General features: G+C 60.7%; 31 protein-coding genes. 19 read left to right on the top strand and 12 right to left on the bottom strand.

Annotated elements, in window-relative coordinates; genetic code table 11:
- Positions 1 to 2: 2 nt before the first annotated feature.
- The 3 genes from DVO78_RS01165 to DVO78_RS01155 are packed head-to-tail and all read right to left on the bottom strand — an operon-like array spanning position 3 to position 2,285.
- Complete coding sequence (locus DVO78_RS01165) at positions 3 to 335, bottom strand: helix-turn-helix domain-containing protein (protein ID WP_120002972.1); 333 nt, start codon at positions 333 to 335, stop codon at positions 3 to 5.
- A complete protein-coding gene (locus DVO78_RS01160) occupies positions 304 to 1,143 on the bottom strand; it encodes an RsbRD N-terminal domain-containing protein (protein ID WP_120002971.1) in 840 nt (279 codons plus the stop codon). Before DVO78_RS01160 ends, DVO78_RS01165 begins: the two co-directional genes overlap by 32 nt.
- The gene (locus tag DVO78_RS01155; RefSeq protein ID WP_120002970.1) at positions 1,140 to 2,285 is read right to left on the bottom strand and encodes a thiolase family protein; all 1,146 of its coding nucleotides are present in this window, start codon (positions 2,283 to 2,285) and stop codon (positions 1,140 to 1,142) included. Before DVO78_RS01155 ends, DVO78_RS01160 begins: the two co-directional genes overlap by 4 nt.
- Positions 2,286 to 2,585: 300 nt before the next feature.
- On the opposite strand from DVO78_RS01155, the gene DVO78_RS01150 reads away from it, so the two are divergent.
- The 10 genes from DVO78_RS01150 (at position 2,586) to pth (ending at position 13,979) form a co-directional block, all read left to right on the top strand.
- Positions 2,586 to 4,139, top strand: a complete 1,554-nt coding sequence (locus DVO78_RS01150; protein ID WP_157983795.1) for a sodium:solute symporter family transporter — start codon at positions 2,586 to 2,588, stop codon at positions 4,137 to 4,139.
- On the top strand, positions 4,136 to 4,576 hold the full coding sequence (locus tag DVO78_RS01145) for a hypothetical protein (protein WP_120002968.1): 441 nt from the start codon (positions 4,136 to 4,138) through the stop codon (positions 4,574 to 4,576). The genes DVO78_RS01150 and DVO78_RS01145 overlap by 4 nt, the downstream gene beginning before the upstream one ends.
- Entirely contained in the window at positions 4,573 to 5,919 is a 1,347-nt protein-coding gene (locus DVO78_RS01140; RefSeq protein ID WP_120002967.1) for a CaiB/BaiF CoA transferase family protein, read from the top strand. The genes DVO78_RS01145 and DVO78_RS01140 overlap by 4 nt, the downstream gene beginning before the upstream one ends.
- Entirely contained in the window at positions 5,913 to 7,052 is a 1,140-nt protein-coding gene (locus tag DVO78_RS01135) for a CoA transferase (RefSeq protein ID WP_120002966.1), read from the top strand. The genes DVO78_RS01140 and DVO78_RS01135 overlap by 7 nt, the downstream gene beginning before the upstream one ends.
- Positions 7,049 to 8,215: a thiolase C-terminal domain-containing protein gene (locus DVO78_RS01130; RefSeq protein ID WP_120002965.1), complete on the top strand. Its 1,167-nt coding sequence runs from the start codon at positions 7,049 to 7,051 to the stop codon at positions 8,213 to 8,215. The genes DVO78_RS01135 and DVO78_RS01130 overlap by 4 nt, the downstream gene beginning before the upstream one ends.
- Positions 8,216 to 8,265: 50 nt before the next feature.
- Positions 8,266 to 8,682: a Zn-ribbon domain-containing OB-fold protein gene (locus DVO78_RS01125; protein WP_120002964.1), complete on the top strand. Its 417-nt coding sequence runs from the start codon at positions 8,266 to 8,268 to the stop codon at positions 8,680 to 8,682.
- 21 nt (positions 8,683 to 8,703) lie between these two features.
- Positions 8,704 to 10,512, top strand: a complete 1,809-nt coding sequence (locus DVO78_RS01120) for a helix-turn-helix domain-containing protein (RefSeq protein ID WP_120002963.1) — start codon at positions 8,704 to 8,706, stop codon at positions 10,510 to 10,512.
- Between the two features lie 78 nt (positions 10,513 to 10,590).
- Entirely contained in the window at positions 10,591 to 12,582 is a 1,992-nt protein-coding gene (locus tag DVO78_RS01115; RefSeq protein ID WP_120002962.1) for an acetoacetate--CoA ligase, read from the top strand.
- Positions 12,583 to 12,735: 153 nt separating this feature from the next.
- Positions 12,736 to 13,371 (top strand): 50S ribosomal protein L25/general stress protein Ctc, encoded by a 636-nt coding sequence (locus tag DVO78_RS01110; RefSeq protein ID WP_120002961.1) that lies wholly within the window; start codon positions 12,736 to 12,738, stop codon positions 13,369 to 13,371.
- Positions 13,372 to 13,400: 29 nt separating this feature from the next.
- Positions 13,401 to 13,979 carry an aminoacyl-tRNA hydrolase gene (gene pth, locus DVO78_RS01105; protein WP_120002960.1) on the top strand — a complete coding sequence of 193 codons (579 nt, stop codon included), beginning with the start codon at positions 13,401 to 13,403 and terminating at the stop codon, positions 13,977 to 13,979.
- Between the two features lie 188 nt (positions 13,980 to 14,167).
- Here pth and DVO78_RS01100 read toward each other — a convergent pair whose 3' ends face one another.
- Positions 14,168 to 14,671, bottom strand: a complete 504-nt coding sequence (locus DVO78_RS01100) for a DUF2505 domain-containing protein (RefSeq protein ID WP_157983793.1) — start codon at positions 14,669 to 14,671, stop codon at positions 14,168 to 14,170.
- An 81-nt stretch (positions 14,672 to 14,752) separates the two neighbouring features.
- Between DVO78_RS01100 and DVO78_RS01095 the strand changes: the two genes are divergently transcribed.
- From DVO78_RS01095 to DVO78_RS01085, 3 genes are all read left to right on the top strand, one after another.
- Positions 14,753 to 16,024, top strand: a complete 1,272-nt coding sequence (locus DVO78_RS01095) for a serpin family protein (RefSeq protein ID WP_157983792.1) — start codon at positions 14,753 to 14,755, stop codon at positions 16,022 to 16,024.
- 212 nt (positions 16,025 to 16,236) lie between these two features.
- On the top strand, positions 16,237 to 16,890 hold the full coding sequence (locus DVO78_RS01090; RefSeq protein WP_120002958.1) for a ClpP family protease: 654 nt from the start codon (positions 16,237 to 16,239) through the stop codon (positions 16,888 to 16,890).
- Positions 16,887 to 17,519, top strand: coding sequence for a ClpP family protease (locus DVO78_RS01085; protein ID WP_120002957.1), 633 nt, complete (start codon positions 16,887 to 16,889; stop codon positions 17,517 to 17,519). The genes DVO78_RS01090 and DVO78_RS01085 overlap by 4 nt, the downstream gene beginning before the upstream one ends.
- On the opposite strand, the gene DVO78_RS01080 is transcribed toward DVO78_RS01085, so the two are convergent.
- Positions 17,498 to 17,872: a helix-turn-helix domain-containing protein gene (locus DVO78_RS01080; protein WP_120002956.1), complete on the bottom strand. Its 375-nt coding sequence runs from the start codon at positions 17,870 to 17,872 to the stop codon at positions 17,498 to 17,500. The two genes, DVO78_RS01085 and DVO78_RS01080, sit on opposite strands and share 22 nt — an antisense overlap.
- Before the next feature lie 64 nt (positions 17,873 to 17,936).
- Complete coding sequence (locus DVO78_RS01075) at positions 17,937 to 18,665, bottom strand: PIG-L deacetylase family protein (protein WP_120002955.1); 729 nt, start codon at positions 18,663 to 18,665, stop codon at positions 17,937 to 17,939.
- Between the two features lie 105 nt (positions 18,666 to 18,770).
- Here DVO78_RS01075 and DVO78_RS01070 point away from each other — a divergent pair, with 105 nt between their 5' ends.
- On the top strand, positions 18,771 to 19,082 hold the full coding sequence (locus DVO78_RS01070; RefSeq protein ID WP_120002954.1) for an MTH1187 family thiamine-binding protein: 312 nt from the start codon (positions 18,771 to 18,773) through the stop codon (positions 19,080 to 19,082).
- Between the two features lie 93 nt (positions 19,083 to 19,175).
- Positions 19,176 to 20,189 (top strand): GNAT family N-acetyltransferase, encoded by a 1,014-nt coding sequence (locus DVO78_RS01065; protein ID WP_120002953.1) that lies wholly within the window; start codon positions 19,176 to 19,178, stop codon positions 20,187 to 20,189.
- A gap of 2 nt (positions 20,190 to 20,191) precedes the next feature.
- Here DVO78_RS01065 and DVO78_RS01060 read toward each other — a convergent pair whose 3' ends face one another.
- Both DVO78_RS01060 and DVO78_RS01055 read right to left on the bottom strand, forming a co-directional pair.
- A complete protein-coding gene (locus DVO78_RS01060; RefSeq protein WP_157983791.1) occupies positions 20,192 to 20,593 on the bottom strand; it encodes a VOC family protein in 402 nt (133 codons plus the stop codon).
- Positions 20,594 to 20,634: 41 nt separating this feature from the next.
- Complete coding sequence (locus DVO78_RS01055) at positions 20,635 to 20,880, bottom strand: hypothetical protein (RefSeq protein WP_120003155.1); 246 nt, start codon at positions 20,878 to 20,880, stop codon at positions 20,635 to 20,637.
- Positions 20,881 to 21,028: 148 nt separating this feature from the next.
- Here DVO78_RS01055 and DVO78_RS01050 point away from each other — a divergent pair, with 148 nt between their 5' ends.
- The 3 genes from DVO78_RS01050 to DVO78_RS01040 all read left to right on the top strand — a co-directional run bounded on the left by DVO78_RS01050 (position 21,029) and on the right by DVO78_RS01040 (position 22,102).
- The gene (locus DVO78_RS01050; protein WP_120002951.1) at positions 21,029 to 21,250 is read left to right on the top strand and encodes a hypothetical protein; all 222 of its coding nucleotides are present in this window, start codon (positions 21,029 to 21,031) and stop codon (positions 21,248 to 21,250) included.
- Between the two features lie 287 nt (positions 21,251 to 21,537).
- Positions 21,538 to 21,765, top strand: a complete 228-nt coding sequence (locus DVO78_RS01045; RefSeq protein WP_120002950.1) for a ribbon-helix-helix domain-containing protein — start codon at positions 21,538 to 21,540, stop codon at positions 21,763 to 21,765.
- Entirely contained in the window at positions 21,758 to 22,102 is a 345-nt protein-coding gene (locus DVO78_RS01040) for a type II toxin-antitoxin system PemK/MazF family toxin (protein ID WP_238385069.1), read from the top strand. The genes DVO78_RS01045 and DVO78_RS01040 overlap by 8 nt, the downstream gene beginning before the upstream one ends.
- Positions 22,103 to 22,115: 13 nt before the next feature.
- Here the strand turns inward: DVO78_RS01040 and DVO78_RS01035 are convergent, their stop codons facing one another.
- The 3 genes from DVO78_RS01035 to DVO78_RS01025 form a co-directional block, all read right to left on the bottom strand.
- The gene (locus tag DVO78_RS01035; RefSeq protein WP_120002949.1) at positions 22,116 to 22,847 is read right to left on the bottom strand and encodes an aminoglycoside 3'-phosphotransferase; all 732 of its coding nucleotides are present in this window, start codon (positions 22,845 to 22,847) and stop codon (positions 22,116 to 22,118) included.
- Between the two features lie 9 nt (positions 22,848 to 22,856).
- Positions 22,857 to 23,900: a nitronate monooxygenase gene (locus tag DVO78_RS01030; RefSeq protein ID WP_120002948.1), complete on the bottom strand. Its 1,044-nt coding sequence runs from the start codon at positions 23,898 to 23,900 to the stop codon at positions 22,857 to 22,859.
- A 111-nt stretch (positions 23,901 to 24,011) separates the two neighbouring features.
- Positions 24,012 to 24,782, bottom strand: a complete 771-nt coding sequence (locus tag DVO78_RS01025; RefSeq protein WP_202912045.1) for an NAD(P)H-dependent oxidoreductase — start codon at positions 24,780 to 24,782, stop codon at positions 24,012 to 24,014.
- An 84-nt stretch (positions 24,783 to 24,866) separates the two neighbouring features.
- Here DVO78_RS01025 and DVO78_RS01020 point away from each other — a divergent pair, with 84 nt between their 5' ends.
- Positions 24,867 to 25,205, top strand: coding sequence for a winged helix-turn-helix transcriptional regulator (locus DVO78_RS01020; RefSeq protein WP_202912044.1), 339 nt, complete (start codon positions 24,867 to 24,869; stop codon positions 25,203 to 25,205).
- Positions 25,206 to 25,213: 8 nt separating this feature from the next.
- Here the strand turns inward: DVO78_RS01020 and DVO78_RS01015 are convergent, their stop codons facing one another.
- Positions 25,214 to 25,696 carry a GNAT family N-acetyltransferase gene (locus DVO78_RS01015; protein ID WP_120002946.1) on the bottom strand — a complete coding sequence of 161 codons (483 nt, stop codon included), beginning with the start codon at positions 25,694 to 25,696 and terminating at the stop codon, positions 25,214 to 25,216.
- Positions 25,697 to 25,723: the final 27 nt, after the last annotated feature.

The following is a 25,723-nucleotide window of genomic DNA, read 5'->3' as shown; positions in this document are numbered from 1 at the left end:
AGTCAGCTTGTGCGAGCTCGGGCCTCCAAGAACCACATCAGCGAGGTCATCACCTCCGTTGAGTCCACATCGACTCCGGTAAGCTCCTGAAACCTACCGATTCGGTAGCGCACGGTATTGGCATGACAGTGGAGGTGTTTGGCCGCCTGGTTGTATGAGCGGTCGGCCTCCAGATATGCCTGGACTGTGTGGAGCAGAATCTGGGGATCGCTCACCCGATCCATCAGCGGCTCCAGGAATATCCGGGCCAGATGCGGCATCAGAGGATCAGCTGGATCGACAACAGCGCGCCAGGTGACATCCTCAAGGCTGTAGTTGCCTGGCTCCTGGCCCATGGAGGTAGACAGCACCGCCTTGGCACTGGCGAACGAGGTCGGCAACTCGGTGAGCGAGGTGTGGGATGGCCACTGGGCCGCTGATCGAGATCGGGTCAGTACAGACTCCGACGACGTGGTCTCCCTTGATCGCGGCGAACCCACGACTTCTTACCAGGGCAGTGTCTGCCTGGACCATCACATCCAGGACGTCTAAGGCGGAGTCGGTGGGTTTGGCCCGAAACGCACACACCGACTGCTCCTGCAAGAGGTTGAACCGAGAGCTGAGCACCCGGAGCGTCTCCTTATCCACAGTTCCGGACTGTAGGCGGCTGAGGATATCTGCCTTCATCTCACGGTTCTGCGAATCCAGCCGGATCTGGTGACGCCGGTACTCACTGACCAGCTGAGAGGTGTAGTCGTCACTGGCTCGCCAGATCAGTCGATAGGCGTGCACCCCTGACTCCGCGGAGACGCCCAGATCTTTGAGAATAACAGTCAGCTGATCCGCGATCACTCCAATGCTCCACCGGAAAGCTCGAATGAGCTCATCGACTAGGACACCTTTTTCGAATCGACTGCGTGAAATCTGAGCATAGCGTTCCAGGGTGGCAGCCTCCGGCGGGGCCGCCCTTCGAACGGTTTGAATCGAGATATCCAGGTTCTGCCGAAATGAGGATCGCAGCTCCTGATCAGTCACCAGGGAGTAGGTCTGATACGTGGTGCGCACGTGACAGACCACGTCGGTCATCAGCGTGTCCTCCGATTCCCGGAGTCGTTCGAAGACAACCTCGGGAATCTGCCGAGCCTGTGGTGCTGCCCAGGTCATTCGCTGAGTTGGATGATGGTGGCGTTGGCCTGCCCGCCGCCCTCGCACATGGTCTGCAGGCCGTACTCAATGTTCTTGGTGCGCATTCGGTGCAGCATGTCGGTCATCAGCCGGGCACCTGATGCGCCTAGGGGGTGGCCTAGGGCGATCGCCCCGCCGTGCGGGTTCACCATGTCCCAATCGGCTCCGGTCTCCTTCTGCCAGGCCAGGACCACCGGGGCAAAGGCCTCGTTGACCTCAAAGGTTCCGATCCTCTCCAGGGAGAGGCCGGCGCGGGAGAGGACCTTCTTGGTGGCGGGAATGGGGCCGGTGAGCATAATGACTGGATCACTGCCAGACACCACTGAAGTGTGTACTCTGGCCAGCGGTCTCACACCGAGCTCTGCCGCCTTTTGCTCCGACATCAGCAGCAGCGAGGCCGCCCCGTCAGAGATCTGCGAGGAGTTCCCAGCAGTGATCACCCCGTCTTCCTTGAATGCCGGATCCAAAAGTGAGAGCTTCTCCAAGGTTCCACCAGCTCGGATCCCCTCATCCCGTGTGAATTGGCTTCCATCTGGCAGGGTGATCGGCACAATCTGCTCACCGATCTGTCCGGAATCCCAGGCTTCAGCGGCTCGGGAATGTGAGCGCAGTGAGTACTCATCCAGCGCAGTACGGGAGAACCCCCACTGTTCAGCGATCATCTCCGCACCGATGCCCTGATGTGGAGCTACACCGAAGCGCTCGCGGAACTGGGAGCCCAACGGATCCTTATCCTGAGCGGATGAGCCCAGAGGGTTGCGTGTCATGGACTCCACGCCACCGGCGATCACCACTTCAGCCTGTCCGGAGGCGATCACAGCAGCGGCGAAGCTGATCGCCTGCTGGGACGAGCCGCACTGCCTGTCCACGGTCACCCCGGGGACCTCAATGGGCCATCCCGCTGCCAGCACAGCAGTACGGGCAATGTTCCCGGTCTGCTCTCCAGCCTGGGTCACACAGCCGAAGATCACATCGTCCACCACGCTCGGGGCCAAGCCCACGCTGTCCATCAGGCCGTTGAGCACCTGGGCGGCCAAGTCTGCTGGATGAAGGCCCGACAGTGCGCCCTTGCGCCGTCCGACTGGGCTTCGCTGGGCAGACACAATAACCACTTCTCTCATCACAGCACCTCTTCATGTATCGACTGAGTTTCAATGTGGACAATCAAACTACTGAGTCTCGATGCCGTAAAGGCTACGTGCTCGTGGTCACAGAGGGGATATCTAGTTCAGATATTCACATCAAGGTTTTATAGCACTGCGAGCTATATGAATGTGACGCACATTACGGTGACCATGGTGGAGAAGGAAACTCGTCCCCTTGTCCACTATGTACATGTCTGAGGAGGTGCCGGTGATACACCGTCAAGCCTTATTGCACACAGCAACAGATTCGGGGTGTCGATGATGGACGCTCAGATTATGATCATCACTATTGCGGTGATCTATCTCGGGTTAATGCTTGGGATCGGATATTGGGCCAACAAACGCATGAAATCCTCCAAGGAATTTCTAGTTGCTGGCCAATCACTGGGGTTCTTCGTGATGGCCATTGCCTCCTTCTCCTCCATCCAAAGTGGATGGGGGATGATGGGGATGGCTGGTTCGACGTCTACATGGGGTATCGGCGCCATTCTCGCCGGTGCTTTCCTAGCTCCTTTTGGCTTTGCCCTGACGTGGTTTCTGCTCGGAGGGAAACTGCGAGTAATTGCCCACCGGCACCAGGCTTACAGTGTGCCGGACCTGGTTCGGGTGCGCTACCAGAAGAAATCTGCACAGCTCTGGATGGCCATTGCCATGATCATCGGCTCCATCGGCTACATGACGGCTCAGGTGGTTGCCGCAGGATTTATCACTATGCTCCTGCTTGGCCTGCCTTTCGAGCTTTCCTTAGTCATCGGGGCAGGGATCGTTGCCGCCTATACGGTAGCCGGCGGAATGCTCGCTGCTATCTGGACCGATCTCATTCAGGGACTGATCATGATCGCGATGTCGATCGTGGTCTTCTTCGTAGCCATGAACCTTGGTGGGGGCTGGAACGCTACGATCGACACTCTCTGGCAAGCGGATAGTGATTTTATTGCTCTGGACGGGGTGCAACCTGCAGTGTGGGTCGTGGCTAACACGATCATGATCGGTGTGGGAATGATAGGGCAGCCCCAGCTGGTGCATAAGTTCCTGATGCTCAGGTCCCCGCGGGAGCTCAAGTGGGGTGCGACAGTGGCGGCGATTGGCTACGGTATTACTACACTGTTCTCCCTGGGCGTCGGCCTTGCTGCCCGGAATCAAATAGAGATTGGTGGGGTGGAAGAATACAGCGATCCGGATAACACGGCGCCGCTCTTCCTGGTGGAGTTCACCACGCCGCTGCTGGCGGCCTTTGCCTTGACTGCGTTGCTGGCGGCAATTATGTCTAGTGCAAGTAGCTTCATTACTATTGGTGCAAGCGCTGCGACTCGGGATCTTATGGGTGGGCTCGGTATCACCTTGAAGCGTGAACTGACCTGGAACCGCATCGCAAGCGCTGTAGTCACTTTTGCCGCCGTGGCCGTGGCGCTCTTCTTGGATCAGATCATCTATCTTCTCGGTGCCATCGGGTGGGCAGCTTTTGCTGGAGCCATTATGGGCCCAATCGTGTTGGGTCTCTACTGGCGCAAAGGAACCAGTACCGGGGCATTGGCCGCCATCATTGGCAGTCTCGGGCTGAATGTCTTTATCACTGTGGCTCCCCGAATATTCGACTGGTGGCAGCCTCCAGCTCAGTTCTTTCCGGGGTTCAGTGTGATAGTTTCCGGCGTCGTCCTCTATGTGGTGGTCTCTCTTCTCACGCAAAGCGCGGCGGATCAGGAGAAGTACGAGAACCTTTACCGCACTCCCGCCCCTGTCTCGGCTTCCGCTGCTGCTATTGCTGAGCACATACCCAGCGCTGGAGCTGATCGTACAAGCCGCTCAACCACTCAGAAGGAGGACCAATGAGTGTCTCAGTCGCCACTCACCGGCGGATCGACGCGTTGGTCTATTCGCTCACTATCGTCATGATCCTGGGATTCATCGGGATGATGGCCAACATTCCGTTCCTGATTTTCCTAGCGCTGCCGGCGATTATTGCGGTGCTTCTTTACCTCTCGGTCAGCGACATTCCCGATACCACACGCAGAAGAACCATCATGGGGGCGCTGCATACCTTCAACGTCATCTCGGTGGCCTTGTGGCTGATTGCCTTGCTGACGCTAGATAACACTGACCAATGGCTCGCTGGCCTTCCCGCCAGTACTGCTGTGCTGTTCTTGTTCGGATGGCCCTTCTACAGCGTTGTCGGAGGTGTGATGTACGCATATATCGCCAGTATCTCCGGGATTTTGAAACTGCAAGAAGAACATTCTGAAGGCGAGCCTAATGTGGTGGTGTCATGAGTGCTGAGCATTCCGAACATTTTGAACTGACCGGGTTACCGCTGCAGGGAGTAACTGTCCTCGATTTCACCTGGAGTGTGGCAGGACCCACGATGACCAGGTATCTGGGAGGGCTGGGGGCACGGATTATCAAAATTGAATGGCCCAAGGGTCCAGATCCTATGCGTACGGCAATGTTTCACAAGGACACCAAGGAGATGACCTACAACAACGGAGCATTCTTCTCAAACCTCAATGTCGGCAAAGAATCGGTCACGATCAACGTGAAATCGGATGAGGGGCTAGAAGTCATCAAGGACCTGATCCGTGAAGTAGATGTGGTGACTGAGTCGTTCTCGTCCTCTGTGATGAAGAGCTGGGGACTGTCTTTCAAGGTGATGAAGGAACTCAACCCATCGATCGTTTACGCCAGCATTTCGGGATTCGGTCACAACGGGCCGCATGCTCCGAAGAACACATGGGGCCCCACCGCCCAAGCTATGAGCGGCATGACAGCCATCTCGGGTGTGCCGGGACGCGATCCAGCAGGTTGGGGCTATTCATACCTCGATGTGACAGCCGGCTATATGGGCGCGATCGGAGTGCTGGGAGCGCTCAAGCGTGCTCAGAGCACCGGTGAAGGCACGAGGCTCGACCTTTCCCAGGTCGAAACCGGGCTTTCGCTGATCGGGCCGGCTCTTACCGAGTACCTCACGACTGGAGCAGCCCCACCGGAGACTTTCCCAGAGGGCAATCGTTCCGTTGATCCCTATGGACGGGATGTGGGGTATCGGGGTGATCGTGCGCCACTGAGCAATGTTTTCCGCACCAAAGGTCAGGGGGACAACGACTGGGTAGCGCTCACCGTGGAGACTCCGGAGCAGTGGGAAGGTCTGCTCAAGGCTCTTACGCCGGCATTGGACGAGTACGCGGAGCTGGCTTTCTCTGCTTTGCACGAACAGGTTGAGGCGATTGAGAGCTCCCTCTCTGAGTATTTCCTGGAGTATGAGAAATATGAGGCTACAGAACTGCTTGCTACGGCGGGAGTGCCGGCAGCTCCGGTGCAAGCAGGTATGGACAGAGTGGAGAACGATCCGCAACTGGCTGAACGTGGACTGCTGCAGAACACAGAGCACCCGGCATTGGGCGACTTCCGCGTGCAGGCACTTCCGGTGCTTGCCGCTGACGGACAGGATGAATGGCAGCTGAAATCACAGTTTCCGCTCCTCGGGGCCGATACCAGTACCGTCCTCAGAGAAGTGCTCGGTTATAGCCAGGAGAAGATCGATCATCTTGAGTCACATGGCATTCTCTGGCCTGAAGGAGTTCCCCGTGAGATGAAGATTGAGAGGTCGTTGTGGTGAGTCATCAGCATCCTTTAGCAGAGGTCCTCAAGGGCATCTCAGTAGCACATCTCGGAGGAAATCTGAGTGAGTTCACAGTGCGCATCCTTGGTGACCTAGGAGCCCGGATTGTCACAGTACAGCCTGAGAAGCCGAGCACTGATAGCCGCACCGAGGAGGCCCATAGCGCAATACGGCAGGCCCATTACACCGCTGGAGCCGAGACGAGGACAACTGTTGAAGAATCAACTGCGCTCATCGAGTTGCTGTCTCAGCACGAGGTGGTCATTAATGCATGTGAAGGAGGCTCCTCGGTTCCTGTGCTAAGTGCGCAACAGGCCACAGCGCTCCGGGAGAAGAACCCCGAGGTTTTGATATGTCACATCACACCCTATGGCCTGAACGGTCCGTGGGCTGGCCGTCCGGCTTCAGATCTCACTTTGCTGGCCGCAGGAGGTTTCATGGGCTCCTGCGGCTACGACGACGGTGTGGAAGCCGGTCTGCCTGTTGCCGCGACCGGTGGTCAGGTCAATCACGTCACGGGGATGATTGCCGCGATCGCTATCTTGGGGGCTCTACTCCAGCAGGGGCAGCAGCCGAGAGCCTCCGGACGGGTTTTGGACATCTCAGCGCAGCATGCCTTGGCAGTCTCTACTGAGATGGCCATTCCCTACTGGGACTACACCGGTCAGGAGGTCATCCGACACACCGGGCGTCATGCTATGCCACGCCAGACACCTCGATGGCAGCACCCCTGCGGAGACGGCAAGCATCTGTTGGCACTGCCTCTCTACATCGACGATCGACGTTTTGCTGCGTTGAAGGAGTGGATGGAGTCTGAGGGTTTTGACCATGGGCTCGACGACGAGAAGTATCAACGAAGCCAGACACGAGAACTGCATATGTTCGACGTCGTTGATGCTATTCGCAGATTCGCCTCCCTCAACGATTCCGGTTGGATGTTCATCGAAGCTCAGAAGCGAAAGCTTCCCTGGGCCCCGGTCAACACGCCCTTCGAATGTGTGGAAGACAGTCATTTCACTCGTCATCGTACCACCATTGAAGAAATTTCTGAGGGAGAGAGAACAATCCGAAGAGTTCGTCTGCCGTTCCTCATCAGCGGCGCGACGGCAGAGAAAGGACATGAAGAATGACTCAGCTGAAAGCCCAGATCACTGGGGTCGGGGAGACTGCCTACACTCGCGGCACCGACCGCTCCGAACGTGATCAAATTCTGGATGCTTCCTTGACTGCTTGCGCAGATGCTGGGATAGAGCCCAAAGCTATCGACGGGGTAGTGATGGCATGGAAGGATTCGCCCACCAATGAAGATGTGGTTAACACCTTCGGCATCGAAGACCTCAAGTACCACGCCCATGTTCACATTGGCGGGGCCTCTCCAGCGGCAGCTGTTCTCCAAGCGGCAATGGCCGTCACCACTGGGGTGGCTACGCGGGTGCTGGTGGCCACCGGATGGAATGCATACTCCACCCCTGTCCGACTCAGCTCCGGCGCTCAAGAATCCTCCAACGTGACGAATATGCCTGGTAAGGAGATTCGGCAGAACATCGAGTATCCATTGGGGTTGTTTGCGCCGATGCAGTGGTACAGCTTTCATGCTAACCGCTGGTTCTACGAATATGAGGCAGATCCAAAAGGTATGGAAACTGTGGCGCTGGCCACTCGTAAACATGCGAACCTAAATCCCAATGCGTATATGGGCGGCAGGACCCTGACCTCGGATGATTACCAAGCTTCCAAGTACTTGGTCAAACCTTTTCGGCTCTTCGACATCTCGTTGGAGACAGACGGAGCAGCCGCTGTCATTGTCTCTGCGGCCGCAGTAGACTCTGAGAGCTCTCGCGGGGTCTCTATTCTGAGCGGATCAGAGGGCCATGCGGATGCTCCCGATGACATTCTGGCCCGCCCGGACGTGTTGAATATGGGCATCACCAAGGCCGGACCTCGTGCCTTGGAACTGGCGGGAGTGAAGCCAGATGACTTTGACTTTGCACAGATCTATGACTGTTTCACTTTCATCGTTCTGCGCCAGCTAGAAGAGCTTGGGTTCTGCCAGCGCGGGGAGTCCAGTGACTTTGTTGCCAATGGGCGAATAGAGCTTGGTGGGGATCTGCCGCTAAACACCCATGGCGGCCTCCTCTCTGAGGCACATGTAGCTGGCATGAATCATGTTGTAGAGGCAGTTCGGCAGCTTCGCGGTGAAGCCGGTGAACGGCAGGTTCACGGTGCCGGGCTCGGGCTGGTGACCGGATACGGAGACTTCGGCGACGGATCTGTGCTGGTGATGGGGCGCTGAGCTTCTTTTTATTGACAAGTGCTAACAGGAGACTTCTAGGAGTAAAGGAAATGCAGACAACAGCAGGTGTTGAATATCCGCTGCCGTGGGAGGCCGAGGGAGAACTTTATGGCGGCTTCTTCCGAGCTATGAAGGAGAAAAAACTGTATGCAAGAAAATGTTGTTCCTGCGCAGCATGGCAGTGGCCCCCGCGGCCATTCTGTCGTGAATGCCAGAGTACTGAATTCAAGTGGGAGGAGGTCCCCGACCACGGCACGGTATACACCTATACAGTGATGTACAGGGCTTTTAGCGAATACTATACGGACAAGCTTCCCTGTGGAGTCGTTGTTGTTGATGTGGGTCCAGTACGGCTTCCAGGGCGTTTTCTCGGTCATGCTGAAGACATTGAATGCGGTATCACTGTCAAGGCGGAGTTCGACGAGCAAGCACTGACAGGTTCGAGCCTGGCCTGGGTGGCGCGGTAGAGAGGAGAGGGCATCCTAGGGATGCATGAGCAGTGGCTCACACTCGTGGAGAGTCTCGTGCAGGGCGATCACCAGGCTGTGCATGAAGCTACCTCTGCCTTGGTCGAATCCGACGCCAGTGACAGGACTCATCACTTACTGCGTACGCTCCAGACCAAATGGGAAGCACTGAGAGCCCAGGCTACCGACCGGCAGCTTCTTTACGATACAGTCACGGAGCTCTCGAAGCTCGACGACCCTGAGGACGTGCTTCGGTTCATCTGTGAGCAGGTTCGGCGGACGTTTTCCTGTGAGGTTTCCTACATCAGCATCTTTGATGACGTTTCTGGTATCAGTTACACGCGAACGAGCGTAGGAGATGCTGAGGTGCAATTCTCCGCTGTCCAGTTCTCCCATGGGATGGGCGTCGGGGGAAAAGTCATGGCAACCGGCCGGCCATACGCAACGGCGGACTATTGGAGAGACAAGAACATCCAGCACGACCCCTCGGTGGACGAAGTGGTACGCAGGGAAGGGTTTGTCACCATTGCCGCAGCGCCCATGATTGTCGATGGCGACATACTTGGGGTGCTCTTCGTAGCTTCCAGGTCGCTGCGCATCTTTACTCAGAAAGAGCTAGCTATCCTCGGCGCCCTGTCCATGCACGCAGGCCCGGCGTTTGCGCGGGCACTCTCTAAGGAGAAGCTCTCCCGGGCGCATGACCATTTGGCCGAAGTGACAGACACCCTGCAAGAGGAGCGCGCTCGAGCAAAGTACATCTCCGAGATTCACCGCGAGTTATCAGTTCTTGTCCTGGATGGGGCTGGTGTGGAGGAGATATCTCAACGGCTAGGAACTATCCTCTCCGCGATGGTGAAGGTGGTGGACTCGGAATCGGATTGCTCCGATGAGTCAGCTGTCTTTATACCCATTGGCGCAGGCGGTCAGCAGATCGCTTCTCTGATGGTGTGTCGGGACGAGCCGCTCCATCCCTGGGAGCATGAGCTATGCGAACGTGGTGCACTGGTACTGGCGTGGTCTCGGGTCAGGGATGAAGCGCAGGCGGCCTCACACGAGCAGGTGCGCGGTGAGCTTCTCGAGGATGTGATGCTTCGTCGGGCTCTTCGGTCCTTTCCAGAACGAGTAAAGCGAGTAGGGGCGGGTTGCTTAGCAGAGGGCGCCATTGCATTAGTCATCCTCCCCCTTATGGTTCAGCAGAGGAATCCGTACCGGCTCAAGGTCATGAGAAATATCCGATCTCATCATGGGCTTATGCTAGACCGGGGCGACCGTGTGATCGTGCTTCTTCCCTCGTGGACGAGCGATGAGACATTGGATACCATCGCCACTGAATTCTTTCAGGAAGGCGGTCGGGGCTATGCGGGAAAAGCTGGCCCAGGTAGCTCATTCCTCCATTACTCACACCTCATTGAAGAAGCAACTGTTTATGCTACAGCTGCCCGATCATTAAATATTAATGGTCGTATTGTTGACAATCGATCATTCGGTTTAATTGGCTTGCATCTTGGCTCAGGAGAAAAGGATCCTCATCGTATTATTGAATCTGAGATCGGCGGAATTATTAGATATGACAGCGAGCATAGAACCGATTTAGTGAGAACATTGAAGGCTTATTTTGATTCCGATATGCATATCAAACGAACTGCAGAGGAATTAATAATTCACCCGAAGACGGTGACTCAACGGTTGCAACGGGTTGACAGTATCATAGGGGAAGGTTGGAGCCGAATGCCCCGTGCGCTCCAGGTGGGCTCCGCAATCTATCTGTACGAGATCTCGCAGACATTGGCTGAGAGTTCCCGGGCGGTCGGGAAAACCACCAATCCTTAAGATATGCGAGACGTACAGTTAAAGGTTCTTCCAGTGTACTCTAGCCTGTGATTGACATCATGGGCGAAAGGCAGTGCAGTGGCCGAGCGGGTGAAGCTGTGGCAGCCCTCGGTGGAGCAGGCTGAGGGCTCCGAGCTGTGGCGATTCCGGGAGTGGGTGGCGCAGCGGCATGATGTGCGGGCCTCCAGCTATCAGGAGCTGTGGCGTTGGTCGGTTGAGGACATCGACCGGTTCTGGGATGCGGTGTGGAAGTACTTCGAGGTCATCGGGAACCGCGGTTCCGGTCTAGTGCGGGCCGGGGAGACCATGCCCGGGGTGCGCTGGTATCCGGGTGCTGACCTCAACTATGCTGAGAACCTCCTGCGCTTCGCCGCCGAACATGGTGATGAGGAAGCCCTGGTGGGCCTGCACGAGGAGGGCCATCGCGAATCGCTGACTTGGAACCAGCTGGTCGGGCAGGTGGGCGCCCTATCAGCCAAGCTGCACAGTCTCGGAGTCCGGCCCGGGGACCGGGTCTGTGCGGTGATGCCGAATATTCCGCAGACTGTGGTGGCTCTGCTGGCCACAGCGGCAGTGGGCGCGGTCTGGTCCGTGGTCAGCACGGACTTCGGTATCAAAGGCATTCGAGACAGGTTCGAACAGATCGAGCCCACAGTGCTGCTCACTGTGGACGGCTACCAGTTCAACGGCAAGTACTATGATCAGGGCACAGCGCTGCCCGAGTTGCTGGAAGCTCTGCCCACTGTGCAGCAGCACATCCTGGTTGAGCAGAACCCGAGGACCGCAGCCCTGCCGGAGATCAGAGTGCCTTCGCACCGGTTCACAGAGATCGTCGCCATCCCGCAGCTGCCTGAGTTCACTCGGGTGGAGTTCAGCCATCCGCTGTGGGTGCTCTACTCCTCAGGCACTACGGGCAAACCCAAAGGCATTGTGCATTCTCACGGAGGAGTGGTGCTGGAGTCACTGCGCGCCAACGGGCTGCAGTACGATGTCCGACCGGGGGACCGGGTCTATTTCACTGCGGCCACCACCTGGGTGATGTGGAACATCATGGTCGATGCCATGTTCTGCGGAGCCACGGTGATCACCTACGACGGTGCCCCGGCCTACGGTGCCCCGGATAAGCAGCTGGCGATCTGCGCCCAGGAGGGGGTCAGCTACTTCGGGACCGGTGCTGCGGTGCTGACCATGATCCAGAAGTCCGGGCTCTCCCCGGGCCAGCGCCACGACCTCTCTGCTCTGCGGTTTGTCTTCTGCTCGGGCTCCCCACTGCCCGATGCCGGCTGGGAATGGATGTACCGGGAGGTCCATCCTGATTTCCGTCTGGGCTCGGAGTCCGGGGGTACTGATGTGGCCTCCGCCTTTGTGGGGTCCAACCCCTTCGACCCGGTCTACCGGGGTGAGCTAATGGGCCCCTATTTGGGAGTCGCCGCGGATACCTTCAATGAGGCTGGGGAGCCGGTCGCCGGAGAGGTGGGGGAGCTGGTGATCACCAAGCCGCTGCCCTCGATGCCGCTGTACCTGTGGAATGACCCGGAGCTGGTCAGGTTCAAGGAGGCCTACTTCGACGTCTTTGAAGGCGTCTGGTGCCATGGTGACTGGGCCACCCAGCTTCCGGGCGGGTCACTGATCATCCATGGCCGCTCGGACTCCACCATCAACCGTGGCGGCATCCGGATGGGCTCAGCCGATATCTGCCAGGTAGTCGACGAGACCCCGGGGGTCCAGGCTTCGATGGTGCTGGGCGTGGAACTCGCAGACGGGGGCTACTACATGCCGCTGTTCGTGCTCCCACAGCCCGACCGCACCCTGGACGAACAGCTCCAAGCGGCCATCATCCAACGCATCCGCACTGAGCTTTCACCCCGCTACGTCCCGGACGCCATCGTCCAGGCCCCCGACCTGCCGCGCACTCGCACCGGCAAACTGATGGAGGTGCCGATCAAGAAGGTCTTCCAGGGCAAGGATCCCGCCACCGTCGACCGTGAAGCCGCCGCCGACCCCGGCACCCTCGAATGGTTCCTCTACTACGCCCAAGACTTCGCCCACCGCCAGGATAGTGCGGTATAGTGGCTAGCTGTGCCCAGGCGAGGGGGCTTGCATCTGATCTGATGTCAGCCCCGTGATCGACAGGGAGCTGTTTCTGACGGCCGGATCCGGCGTCGTCGTTCTTCTCTCCTTCTGATCAGCTTGGCGAAAACCACCTACTGAAGAAGGAACCCAATGGCTGACAAGATTCTGATCTCTGCTGAGACCCGCACCGAGTTCGGCAAGGGATCGGCCCGCCGCGCCCGCCGCGCTGATCTGATCCCCGCGGTCATCTACGGCCACGGTGATGACCCTCGCCACGTGCTGCTGCCCGGCCACCAGACCTCGCTGGCCGTGCGCAACCCCAACGCGCTGATCACCCTGGACATCGAGGGCGATGAGCAGCTGGTGGTGCCCAAGGACATCCAGCGCGACCCGATCAAGCCCTTCATTGTGCACCTGGACCTGCTGGCCGTGCGCAAGGGTGAGAAGATCGTGGTGGACGTGCCCGTCGAGGTCACTGGTGAGCCCGCTGAGGGCTTCGAGTACATGCTGGACCAGCCCACCGTGCCGGTGGAGGCCGATGCGCTGAACCTTCCCGATTCGGTCTCGGTGGACATCGAAGGCCGCGACGAGAACGCTCTGCCCGAGCACATCATCCTGCCTGAAGGCACCGAGCTGGCCCTGACCGACCTGGAGTCCCCGGTCGTATCCATCTACGAGCCGCAGGAGCAGCCGCTGGAGTCTGAAGAGGACGAGGCCGCAGAGGGCGAAGCGACCGAGGGCGAGGCCGCAGAAGACGAAGAGTCTGAGGGCGACGGCAGCGAGTAGGTCCACCGAGGATCAGTAGACTGGTCCCCATGGCAGACAACGCATGGCTGATAGCGGGTCTCGGGAATCCCGGGGCCCGCTATCAACATACCCGGCACAATATTGGCCAGATGGTCCTCGACGAGCTGTTGGACCGGATGGGGGCGAGTTACACTCGCACCAAAGTCGGAGCCAAAGCGGTCGGCGCCAGGCTGGGGGAGGGCGGTCCCAAGGCGATCTTCGCGATCTCCGAGGGGTACATGAACGTCTCCGGCAAGCCCATTCGCAAAGTCATGGACTACTTCAATGTCCCGCCGGAGACGCTGCTGGTGGTCCACGATGAGGTTGACCTGGACTTCGGCCGGCTCAAACTCAAGCGCGGCGGATCGGAAGGCGGCCACAACGGATTGAAGTCCATCAGCGAGCACCTGGACGGCAACCGTGACTACCTCCGCTTGCGGGTGGGGGTCGGCCGGCCTCCCGGGCAAATGGACACTTCGGCCCACGTGCTGCAGAAGTTCTCCGCAGAGGAGCAGAAGGAACTCCCAGGAGTCATCGACCGTGCCGCCGACGCCGTCGAATCAGTCCTGTTGGAGGGACTGACCACCGCGCAGAACCGCTTCCACTGACGCGTAGAGGTTGCCCAGGGGCTGCTGGCCCTGTCTCTGCACCGGCGCAGTCAGGGCTCTGTGCCCGCCTCATATGCTCTCCTTCTCCGCGCATTGAGAAGTCCCCACGCTATGCAGCTGGGGAGTTTCGATGTGGAAGGAAGGAAGGAACGGCCGGGCAGGCCCTGAGGCGGGAGAGTCTTGGCGGGTCAGCCCTGGGAGGTGATGAACTTGTGCACCTCTTTGGCCTGCAGCTCCACGAACCTGGCCATGTAGGGCTCAGCCTGGGCCTTGAGCTTGTTGCCGATCAGCGGAACCTTGACATCCACCTCGCCGCGGATGGTGGCCAGCGTCTCTGAGTCTGTGCGGGCGTGGAGGTTCTGCGAAGCCAATGCCTTGACCGGTGCGCCGTTGACATTGATCAGGGTGTCCGAGCGGCGCGAACCTCCAGCGTCCGGGGCGCCCCACGTGTCGGTGATATTGACGGTGACGGTGCCTTTGATGACCTTCCGGGCCAGCTCGGGCAGCTTCTCAGCACCCATGACCTGCACTGAGCTGATCACCAATGACCCATCATTTGACCGGGTGACCTCAAAGCTCTTCAGCTCGGAACCGACCTTGGCAGCCAGATGCTCATGGAAGGCCTCAGCGCTGTAGGCCTCAACGATCTTCTCGACCGGCTGGGGGATGACCTTCTCGGCTTCAATTGCCACTATTTGCTCCTCGGCGTAGACATTGGGTCTGGCTGTCCTGTCATCCTACTGTTGCTCAGCGTCTGCACATATCATCGGGGCATGGAACCTAACCTGTGGCTCCGGAACTCAGCACTGGGCGCCGTCGTTCTTCTCGGCTCGGTAGCCTGCGGCGGCGAGCAAGACGGTGACCTCCGTTCGGACGTCGAATACGAACCTGCCTCCCTGGCCGAAGCCGATGCGATCGCCCAGGTGGTGGCGGCCTCGACCGAGTTCGGCGCAGAGTCCCTGGCTGAGCTTGCCCAGGGGGAGAACCTGGTGCTGTCCCCGGCCTCGATCACCGTGGCCTTGGCCATGCTCGCCGAAGGGGCCAGCGGACCGGCGGCCGAAGAACTGGAGGAACTCCTGGGCGCTGAAGGTGCCGAGCGCAGTACGGCGTTTAATGCGCTGCGGGCCGCAGCGCTGGAATACGACGGCGACCCTGCCGTGGTCCAGGAAGACGAATTGCCAGATACCCCCGTGCTGCACCTGGCCAACCAGCTGGTGCTCAACGAGTCGGCCACTCCGGAGGAGGATTTCCTGGACGCGCTGGCCGCGCACTTCGACGCCGGTGTGGTGACCACCGACTTCGGCAGCCAGGACTCGAAGAACCTGCTGGATGCCTGGGTGCAGGAGCATACCGGTGGACTGATCGAACAATCCGCCGTGCAGGCTCCCGACGCCGCACTGGTCTTCGTGCTGCAGAATGCGATCCTCATGGCTGCGCAGTGGCAGACCCAGTTCGATCCCTCCAGCACCTCGGACCGCGACTTCACCACTGCAGACGGCGGCAGCGTGCAGGCAGAGATGATGCAGCGGACTCTGGAGACGGCCTACACCGAGCACGACGAGGCCCAGGTCATCCGGCTGCCCTACACTGACGGATTTGCCATGGACGTGGTGCTGCCCGCCGCCGGATCAGCACCGGAGGACTTCACAGCTGAAGATTGGGCTGCGGTCGACGATGCCCTCGCCGGTGGTGACCGCATCCCCGTCGAGCTCGCCCTGCCGACCCTGGACCTGGAGACCAGCCAGGAGCTGGTGCCGCTGCTGGAGCAGATGGGGTATGCGGAGGTGATCGCCGGCAACGACTTCTCAGTGATCGGCTCAGCGGTAGAGATCAGCCAGGTTGCGCATCAAGCGGTGCTCACCGTCGATGAGCAGGGGACTGTGGCTGCTGCGGTGACCGAGATCGCGGGAGTGACCTCCGCGCCGGTCGACCCGCCGGAGACCGTGAAGATGACCGTGGACCGGCCCTACACACTGCGGATCGTGCACCAGGAGACCAACTGGCCGCTGTTCATGGCGGTCATCAACGACCCCACCGCAGGCTAGGGTTCGTCGATTCAGCCTCCTGCTCAGCACAGAAGAGCAGAACTGCGCGCATTAGGGCGGTACGGATGAGACGAACTCGGCGCTGATGCCGGTGAGCCCAGCGCCGATCTGCCCAGGGCGGATCACCTCAGAGCAGTGCCGCTGGGGGCAGAGAAAGACGCTGCTGCTGAACCGCCCGGGTGAGGGTGGTGTCCATGAGTGAAGAACACCGTATGAGTGAAGAAAGCCCGGGCCGGTACGTGACCGGTCAGATGCGGGAGGAGCTGGCACACCGGCGGGTGCTGGTGCTGGACTCCGCCTTGGAGGATGACAACGGCGCCTGGCTGATGACCAGGCTGCTGACCATGGCCGCCGATGACTCGGGCCGGGGGATATGGCTGTGGATCAACTCGCCCGGTGGCTCGGTCCCGGCGATGCTGGCGATCCGCGACATCATGCGCACCATCCCCAACCAGGTCTCCACCCTGGCGCTGGGCATGGCCGCCAGCGCCGGGCAGTTTCTGCTCTCCGGGGGAACTCCCGGCCGGCGATTTGCCCTGCCGCATGCCAAGGTGCTGCTGCACCAGGGCTCCTCCGGCATCGGCGGCACCGCGGCCGACGTCGAACTGGCTGCCGAGGAGCTGCGCGATATGCGCGATACAGTCCTGGGCATCATCGCCTCAGACACCGGCCAGCCGATCGAGCGGATCTTCGATGACTCGCTGCGCGACCGGTGGTACACCGCCGGACAGGCTAAGGAGTACGGTTTCATCGATCACATCGTCTCCAGCTTCGCGGAGATCTCACCTACACCGAGCAGGCACCCGGTGGGTCTGACCGCCGCAGTGGAGCACACCGATTCGACCAGTCAAGGAGAGTCGCGATGAGCAGCTACACCATTCCCAATGTCATTACCCGTGACTCCCGCGGCGAGCGCGTGATGGACGTCTACTCCCAGCTGTTGGCCGAGCGGATCATCTACTTAGGCACCGCGATCGACTCCGGAGTGGCCAATACGGTGATCGCCCAGCTGCTGCACCTGGAGGCTGCCTCGGTGGAGAGTCCGGTGAACCTCTACATCAACTGCGAAGGCGGCGATCCATCGGCGATGATGGCCATCTACGACACCATGCAGTACATCAAGGCACCGGTGGCCACCACCTGTGTGGGGCAGGCCTTCGCGGCCGGGGCGGTGCTGTTGGCCGGGGGTTCCCCAGGCAGCCGCTCAGTGCTGCCGCACACCAGAATCGTGCTGCACCAGCCGGCCATGAACGCCGGCAGGGCGCCGATCCCGGACCTGATCCTGCACGCCGATGAGCTGGTGCGGGTGCGTGGGGAGATCGAGCAGGTGCTTGCCGAGCACACCGGCCAGAGCCCGGAGACACTGCGCGCAGACACCTCCCGCGACCGGGTGTTCACTGCTGAGGCGGCAGTAGCGTACGGCCTGGCCGACGAGGTGCTGCGGAGCAGACCAGAGCTTCTGGGCGGACGGCCTCAGGCCACCAGGGAGAGCTGAGGCGAGCCGCTGAAGCTGTGCGAGGCCGGTGAATACAGGGACTGAGTCGAGGAGAGCTGCGAGGTGAACGAGGTCCGCTGCAGTTCATCGGCCACATGAGAGGTCAGTTGCACCAAGGTGAGTCCCAAAGCTCCTGAGATCGCCGCGATCATCTCCGAGGACGGTTCCTTCCGTCCGCGCTCCACCTCAGAGAGGTACTGCGGGGAGACTCCAGCCGCAGCGGCAAGGTCAGTCAGTGTGAGCCCACGTAGCTTCCGCAGCCTGCGCAGCCGGGCGCCCAGCACCTCCCGCCACAGTGGCTGGGCGGACTGATGTTGCCTGCGTGCTTGCCTATGCTGTGCGAGCTCATCCATGGCTCACACATTACCCAGGCATCGGAGTGCTTGAGGACCCCTTTCTGCCCACAGCAGAGACCCCTCACATCTGGTAGACCCTCACACCCAGGGCGTGGGTGGCTGATCCTGCCTTTGCGAGCTGGGCGGCTTCACCAGTGATGGACTCGACCACATCCTGGGGGTCCATGTGGTCGCCCAATTCCTTCAGATAGGCCTTGTGCGCCTGGAGGGAGCGCACGGCGTGTTCCACCGGTGCACCGGAGACATCGATCAGATGTGTGGGCCCGGCCCCGGCCACCAGCAGCCACTGGGTTCCCCACGCCTCGAGCCCTTCGTCCTCGCGCAACTCGCGGAAGACCCAGGGGTTGTCCGCGTCACGGATCGCGTCGACAGTGGCGATCCCGGCCGCACGGTGGTCAGCGTGGTTCAGCCCCCACTCCACCTCGAGGTCCCAGGGCTGGGTGACCACGGCGTCGGGCCGGAACTGTCGGATCCGCCGTGCGATCTGCTTGCGGGTCTCCAGGGTGGGCTCGAGCGCGCCGTCGGGGAAGTCCAGTACCAGGAGGTCCTCGACCCCGACCTCGCGGCACGCCTGACGCTGCTCCTGGGTGCGCAGCGGGCCGACCTCCTCGGGGTCTCGGCTGCGCATACCGGCCTCACCGGCGGTCAGCAGCAGGTAGGAGACCTCGATGCCCATGGCGGTCCAGCGGGCCACAGCGGCTGAACCGCCGTACTCCATATCGTCGGGATGCGCCACGATGCACAGCACCCGGCTGATCCCGCTGTCGTCGAAGAATGGCAGGGTAGTCATTGCTCCAGCGTATGTACCCCAGCCGAAGCGCACCAGGGGTTCAAAGCGGACGCTGTGGCACGTAGCCTGGGTGAATCAGCGGAAACGCTGGGAAAGGAGCACATCATGTTAGTCGCATTTTCCGTTGCCCCGACCACCGCTCGTGAGGACGACGACGGTTCGGTTGCCGCTGCTGTGGCCGAGGCGGTCAAGGTCGTCAGAGACTCTGGTCTGCCGTATGAGCTGAACTCGATGTTCACCATCGTCGAAGGTGAATGGGATGAGGTCTTCGGCGTGATTAAGCGCGCCACCGAGTCGGTCCTTACCACCAGCTCCCGGGTGAGTCTCTCGGTCAAGGCCGATATCCGACCCGGGCACACCAATCAGCTCACCGAGAAGGTCCAGCGGATCCAGGAGCATCTGGGCAGCACCCAGTGATCACGGTGTCGGCAAGTTGAGACGATCGGCTCAGCTGGGATGATGTGACGCAGCAGCCGAATCGTCACGTCGCCAGGATGCTAACGTGACTAGATGGTGACTGTTCTCCCTATCCACCAGGCGCCCGACGCCGCCCTGCAGCTTGTTACGGAGTCGATCGCCGACCAGCACGGTACCCCGCTGGTCGCCGACACCTCTCCGGTTGACCCCGCAACAGCGGCGCAGAAGCTGCTCAAGCCCTATGCGGAGCAGACGGAGATGGCCAGTGGATGGCTTGCTCTGGACGAGGGCGGCTCGGCGGTTGCCCTGCTCGGGGCCTCTCTGGTGATTACCGATGAGGACCATCCCGGATACAGCTTCCTGCCCGAACGCTTCGCCCAGATCGGCCTGGGCCATGCTGCAGCGCGGGATGAGGCAGCCATCGAGCATCTCGATGCACTGCTGCAGCGGATCAGGGACGACGCCGCGGCGCACTCCATCAGCCGGCTCATGGTCTCGGTGCGTCCGCACGACTGGATCATGGGCTCCTTCTGGCGCAGCCACGGGCTGCAGCCGGAGAAGCTCATGGCCGGGCGCCGGGTTCCCGCAGAGATCCCGGAGTCCGACTATGCCGTGACTGTCCGTCCTGCAGTGCCGGAGGATGAGGAGCAGCTGATCGCCCTGTGTATGGAGGAGTACGAGTACCACGCCCTTCATACGACTGCTCCGCACCGCCGGAATCAGGCAGTGGAGCCCACACGCCGGTACGTCAGCGGCGGGTTCGACGATGTCGTGCACCCCCGCTGTCTGGTCGCGGAGGACCCGGACACTGGACAGTTGGTGGGCTGCCTGTTTCTGCGCATCAATGAGCAGCCGCGGGACTCGGCCATCGGAATGTTCATGCCGCGCCGCCGCGGATTCATCGGGCTCACGTCAGTCACAGAGTCCTGGCGTGGGCGCGGTGCCGGGTCAGCCCTGCTCAGCGAAGCACTGCGTGTGTTCGCCGACCGGGATGTGCCCTATGCCTTCCTCTTCTACGTGGAGTCCAATGTGCTCTCCAAGGAGTTCTGGAACCGGCGCGGCTTCTCCCCGGTGGCTGTGGACATGGCAGGCGAGGCTTTGGGCTGAGGCTATGGACCTGACGTTGGCTCTACCCGCTCGCCTTGAGCGTCTCGGGTGTAGGCGGCGATGCAGAATTCGTTGCCGTCGGGGTCTGCCATTGTCTCGCCGCTTACCGTGAACTGTTTCTCGAGTCGGCTCCCGCCGAGTTCGAGGATCAACTGCACGGCTGACTCGATATCGTCCACCGTGAAATCGAGGTGCACGCGGTTCTTCACCTGGCGCGGATCATCCACTCGCTGCAGAACCAAGGCGACCCCAGAGGCTAATGGGCCGACCGTGAGATAGTCGCCATTGCTGCGAGGTTTGCCAGGCTCGACTCCGAGAAGTCGGCCCCAAAAAGCGGCGCTCGCAGTGAGGTCCCTGACATCCATCACGACGCTTGGTTGGCTCATAACAGCTCGGCCGCTCATAAAGTAACACCTTCCCAAATTCTGTGAGTATGGGAGCCCGGTCAGCCATTCTGGCTGAACTTGCGGTAAGCGTTCTGCTTGGAGGTGCGCAGTGCCATGCCGATGGCTGTCCATGAGTCTCCTGCTTCGCGAGCATGCTCGACGGCCCGCTGGAGGTGTGCCTGAGATTCTTCGACAGCTTTGCGGGCGGCTGCGATCTCACGCGGATTCTTGGCGTCACGCATTTTCGCAGGATCGATACTGTCGATGAAGTCGTCGATATCGCTTCGGGTGGGTTGTTCAGTCATGGTGATCACCTCTCAAGAAAATCGTAGTGGTTGGGGCGAAGGAAGTTCGCGTCGATGTAGCTCTCTGGAGAGCACCGCATAGTGTTTCGGGAGTGTCTGGGCGATCGACCACAACCTTCATAAACCTTGAGGGTTATACCATAGTGGTATGGCTCTCACGAGCATCAAAGTGTCCAAGGAACTGCGCGACCAGGTCAGCCGGCTCGCTCAGCAGCAGCGGATGTCTCAGCATGCCTATCTTGATCAGCTTCTCCAGGAAGCCGAGGAAAAAGAGTTTTGGAGGCGTATGGCTGAGGTGAGCGCTGAGGACTACGAGTCCGCCGTCAAGGAAGATGGCGATCACCGTTCCCCTGACTACCGCGAGACGTGAATGGCCCACGAGGGTTCCCATTGGTTCGAACTCACAGGCGATGTGCGAGCAGCCTCTGAGTGTCTCCCTGGAGCGTGTCATCAAGATTGAGAGGACAGGCTATGACGTCGGGGAAGTCCGCCGGATCATCAACTATTTGATGGGTGGCGACTTCGCCTGAGATAGGACCCCCCACCCCTAGGATTCCGGGCCACGCCTGCTGGACTACGTCGACTGCAGTGATGGACAGGCCAGGATATATCGAGGTGCGTAGATCATCTTGGAATACCTATCGGTATACTTATTTTATGGCGACGACGATCAAGGTGCCCGAGGAATTGAGAGACCGCATCAATCGTGATGCGAGGGAGCGTGGCGTGACCGCGGCTGGGCTCATTGAAGGTCTGCTTGACGCCTATGAGCGGAGGCGGCGCATGGAGGACTTCGGACGAGCGTTCCAGGGCGCTGATGCAAGCTACTGGGACGAGTTCCGCTCGTGGGATGTGACGCTCCGCGACGGCCGAAACGGTGAGTGAGCTTCGCCGAGGCTCGGTGGCCTGGGCGGAGCTTGATCCTGTACGAGGACGCGAGCAGGCTGGGCGCAGACCTGTGCTGGTGGTTGCGAGCGACCTGTACCTGGAGCAGGCCGATACCTTGGCAATTGTGCTGCCCGCGACAACCAACGATCGTGGGTGGCCGAATCATGTGCTCTTACGCGGTCCGCAGCTCGACCTGCGGCAACCGACCTTCGCGATGACCGAACAGCCGCGGACGGTGACGCGTGACCGGTTCGTCGGTGAGACCGGAGTGGTGGACTCGGCGACTATGCACGAGGTGGATCGCTGGCTCCGCGACTTCCTGGCGCTGCTATGACCGTGGGCAGACCTCAGCCGTCATCCCAGAGGTTCCGGTAGAAGGCGATGCGGTCCTGGTCAGGCTCCACCCCGTAGACGGAGAAGAACAGGTCATCGTAGTTGCGGCCGAAATTGACTTCCCAGCTGATGCTGTAGGTGGCGATCGCCAGATCAGCCCAACGGTCAGCGACTCCCAGCGCACCGAGGTCGACATGTGCCGCAAAATTGCCCTCATCATCGAGCAGGGTGTTGGGCACGCAGGGGTCACCGTGGCAGACCACCAGCCGCTCCGGCGCCGGCGCCTGCTCTGGATGTGCCCAGGGCACAGTGAACGGGCAGTTCGCCACTGGGAGTGAATCATGCAGGTGCCGCAGACCTGAGGCGATCGCACGCACCGCAGTCTCCGGTTCAGCGCGCCAGCGCGGGTGATATGCCGCCGACGCATCGATTCCAGCAGTGAGCAGCCAGGCCTCCTGTCCGTCTACTCCACTGTCCAGCACCTGTGGGACGGTCACGAACCGGTTGGCCCAAGCCAGCTTCTCCGCCTCCGTGCCCAGGTCCACCTCTGCGTGTCGGTCAGCGCCCAGTCCGGTGTAGTCCTGCCACTTCAGGTACCTGGTGCCGTGTGCTCCGGCGAGCCTGAAGGTCATACCGCCAAGTTCATTGCGCCAGATCGGTTTGATCGAGTCCCCGGCGGCACGTTCGAGCACACGCTCAGGTACTTCCACCTCACCCTGGGGAACAGATGCGGACGGCTGGTTCACGTTCTGACATCACTCTCCGGCAAGACGCCGCAGGATGGCGGCGGCAGGTTCCGCCGTCGCTTCGGGATAGCCGGTGCCGGCCCAGAGATTCACCGCGTGGGGATCTCCACCGGCAGCTGAGGCTTTGCGCAGCGGGCCGGTGAGATAGTGCAGGGCCGGGAACCCCAGTGGTGCCGATGCGGTGAACTCCTCGGTGAACGCATTGCGAAGCGCGCGGGCCGGGCGGCCGGAGAACGCTGTGGTCATCAGGGTTTCAGAGAACGACGACGACGCCAGGGCACTTTGATGAGTCGCACTCGCTCCGCTCTCCTGCGACCTCAGCAGCACGGTCCCGACCACAGCGGCCTCAGCACCGGCGGAAAGCACATCCTGCACGATGGCTGCGGTGGCGATCCCCCCAGCAGCCCAAAACGGCAGTGGTGTCGCTGCCCTGATCTGCCGTACCAGTGGGAGCGTCGTCGTGTCTTTCAGCGGCAGCTGTGGGGTCCAGGTGCCCGAATGCCCGCCCGCCTGACTGGACTGCACGATCAGCCCATCCACTCCGGCAGCCTCCGCCTGCTGTGCCTCCTCAGCGTTGGTGACGGTCTGCAGCACCGTTGATCCCACGTGCTGGAGGGAGGTGATTGCCTTCTGATCGGCAAGTCCGAAGGTGAAGCTGACCACTGGTGCCGGGTTCTCCACCAGGAGCTGGAGCTTGTCATGCCAGGCGTCGTCGTCCTCTCTGGGACCTTCGGGGAGCTCGACACCATACTGCTCCGCCCAGGACTGCAGGGCACTGCGGTAGCTCTGGTACTCGGACGGGTCCACCGGCACCGGATTCGGCACGAAGAGATTCACACCGAAGCGGTTGGTCTCCGCCCGGACGTGCGCGATCTGCTCAACCAGCTGCTCGGCGGTCTTGTACCCCCCGGCCAGGAATCCGATCCCTCCGGCAGATGCTGCGGCGAGCACCAGCTCAGGAGTGCTCGGCCCGCCAGCCATGGGCGCGGCTATCACAGGGATCCTGGCACCAAGCTCAGCAGCGAGGTCGGCAGCAGGAATTGGTCTACTCATCAGCAGAATTCTACGGCGCCGTCCCTCGGCATTCGACCAGGCAGAAGCGCCGGCGCCCTGGCGGGGTTGGAGGCAACGCACTTTTCAGGATCAACCACAGCCAGTGGTGCTTCAGCTCTCCAGATGAATCGAGAGGCCGGATTCTCCTGGGGCGAGTTCCGGGACCAGCTCCCATTGATCTGTGTACTGACCGGTGAACTGCGGCCGGTAGGGAATGGGGGTCTCGGTGAAGAGCGAGTCAAGCCGTCCGGTGAGACTGGAGAGAACGGCGTCGTAGTCTTCGGTGAAATCTGCGCTCGGCAGCGCCCAGGGCCTCAGCGCGCTCATCCCGGTGTAGGTGAACGTCCCATGCAGCAGGCCGAAGAGAAGCTCGGTGATCTCCCCGCTCTTGCCCCGCGGACCGATCGACGCTGGACGGTCCCCCAGCGTCAGAGCCGCCAGCGCCCGCTTGCCCCGGAACGGCCCCTGCTCGAAACGCAGCCGCTGTCCGGTTTCTGGGTCCTTGCCGAAGGCGAAGCCGCTGATGAACAGGCGGTCGAACCAGCCCTTGAGGATCGCGGGCATGCCGTACCACCACAGTGGGAACTGAATCACCAGAGCATCGGCGCTGAGCAGCTTGGCCTGTTCGGCTCTCACATCATCGGGCAACGTATTGTCCAGGTACGCCTGCCGGACATCTTCGGTCACACGAAAGCGCTCGCCTTCGGCAATGCCCGCATCCTCTTGGGAGACTACCGGATTCCACTCCATAGCGTAGAGATCGGATTCCAGAACGGTGTGGCCGGCTGAGGTGAGATGGGCGAGGCCGTCCCGCCGCAGACTTCCATTCAGCGACTCAGGTTCGGGGTGTGCACTTACCCAGAGAATCGTTTGCTTATCCATGGGATTATCCTCAACCCATAGTGGTAGGAAGTGAAGTACGGACATTTTTGTCACCATAGGGAATAAGAAAGAGGAGTAAGAGGTATGCGCACGCCAGTCCGCAGGGCCATGGAGGTGTGCCCTGTCGAGGTCGGGGTCTCAGTGGTGGGCGGCGCCTGGAAGCTGACGATCATCAAGAATCTCCTGGAGGGAACACTGCGCTTCGGCGAACTCGGACGTCTGATCCCGCTGGTGAACAGGAAGACTCTGACACGTCAGCTGCGGGAGCTGGAGGAGGACGGAATCGTGACCAGGGTCGTCTACCCGGAGGTTCCGCCGAAGGTCGAGTACTCGTTGACCTCGCTTGGGTTGAGCCTTGCGCCGCTTGTGCAGGTGATGAACGCATGGGGCGAAGCCTATGAACGGCAGCATCAGGACCTATGACCCCGTTCTTACAGGCTGCGCTTGAATCCTATGTGGCTCGGCGCGTAGCCCAGCTGCTCATAGAAGCGCTGAGCAGCCTCTCGGCTCTTATCCGAGGTGAGCTGAACCAGCTGCGCTCCCTGATTGCGGGCGAACTGATGGATCCACTCGAAGAATGCGGTGCCCAGGCCGCTGCCCCTAACCTGTGATGCCAGGCGTACCGCCTCAACCTGTACACGAATAGTGCCGCCGCGCACCAGATACGGGATAAAGGTCAGCTGAGCGGTGCCGACGATCTGACCGGCCGCGTCGCGGATCACCAGCAGGTGCTGCTGCGCGTCCGCCTCGACCCGGTGGAATGCTTCGCGGTACTGCTCCGGGGTCGCCGTCTCCCGTGTGGCCCCCAGCGGGTCATCGGCAAGCAGCGCCACGATGTCTGCCACGTCATCGACCGTTGCCCTATGCACCGAGTAGGAGGTGCTGGCGGCGTCGAGGTGGCCGAGGATGTTCATGGGCAGCTCCAGAGTTCAGCAGAGCAT

Origin of the sequence: Nesterenkonia muleiensis, assembly GCF_003600155.1 — a bacterium.
GTDB classification, from domain to species: Bacteria; Actinomycetota; Actinomycetes; order Actinomycetales; family Micrococcaceae; genus Nesterenkonia; species Nesterenkonia muleiensis.
This window is presented reverse-complemented; position numbering and strand designations above follow the sequence as displayed.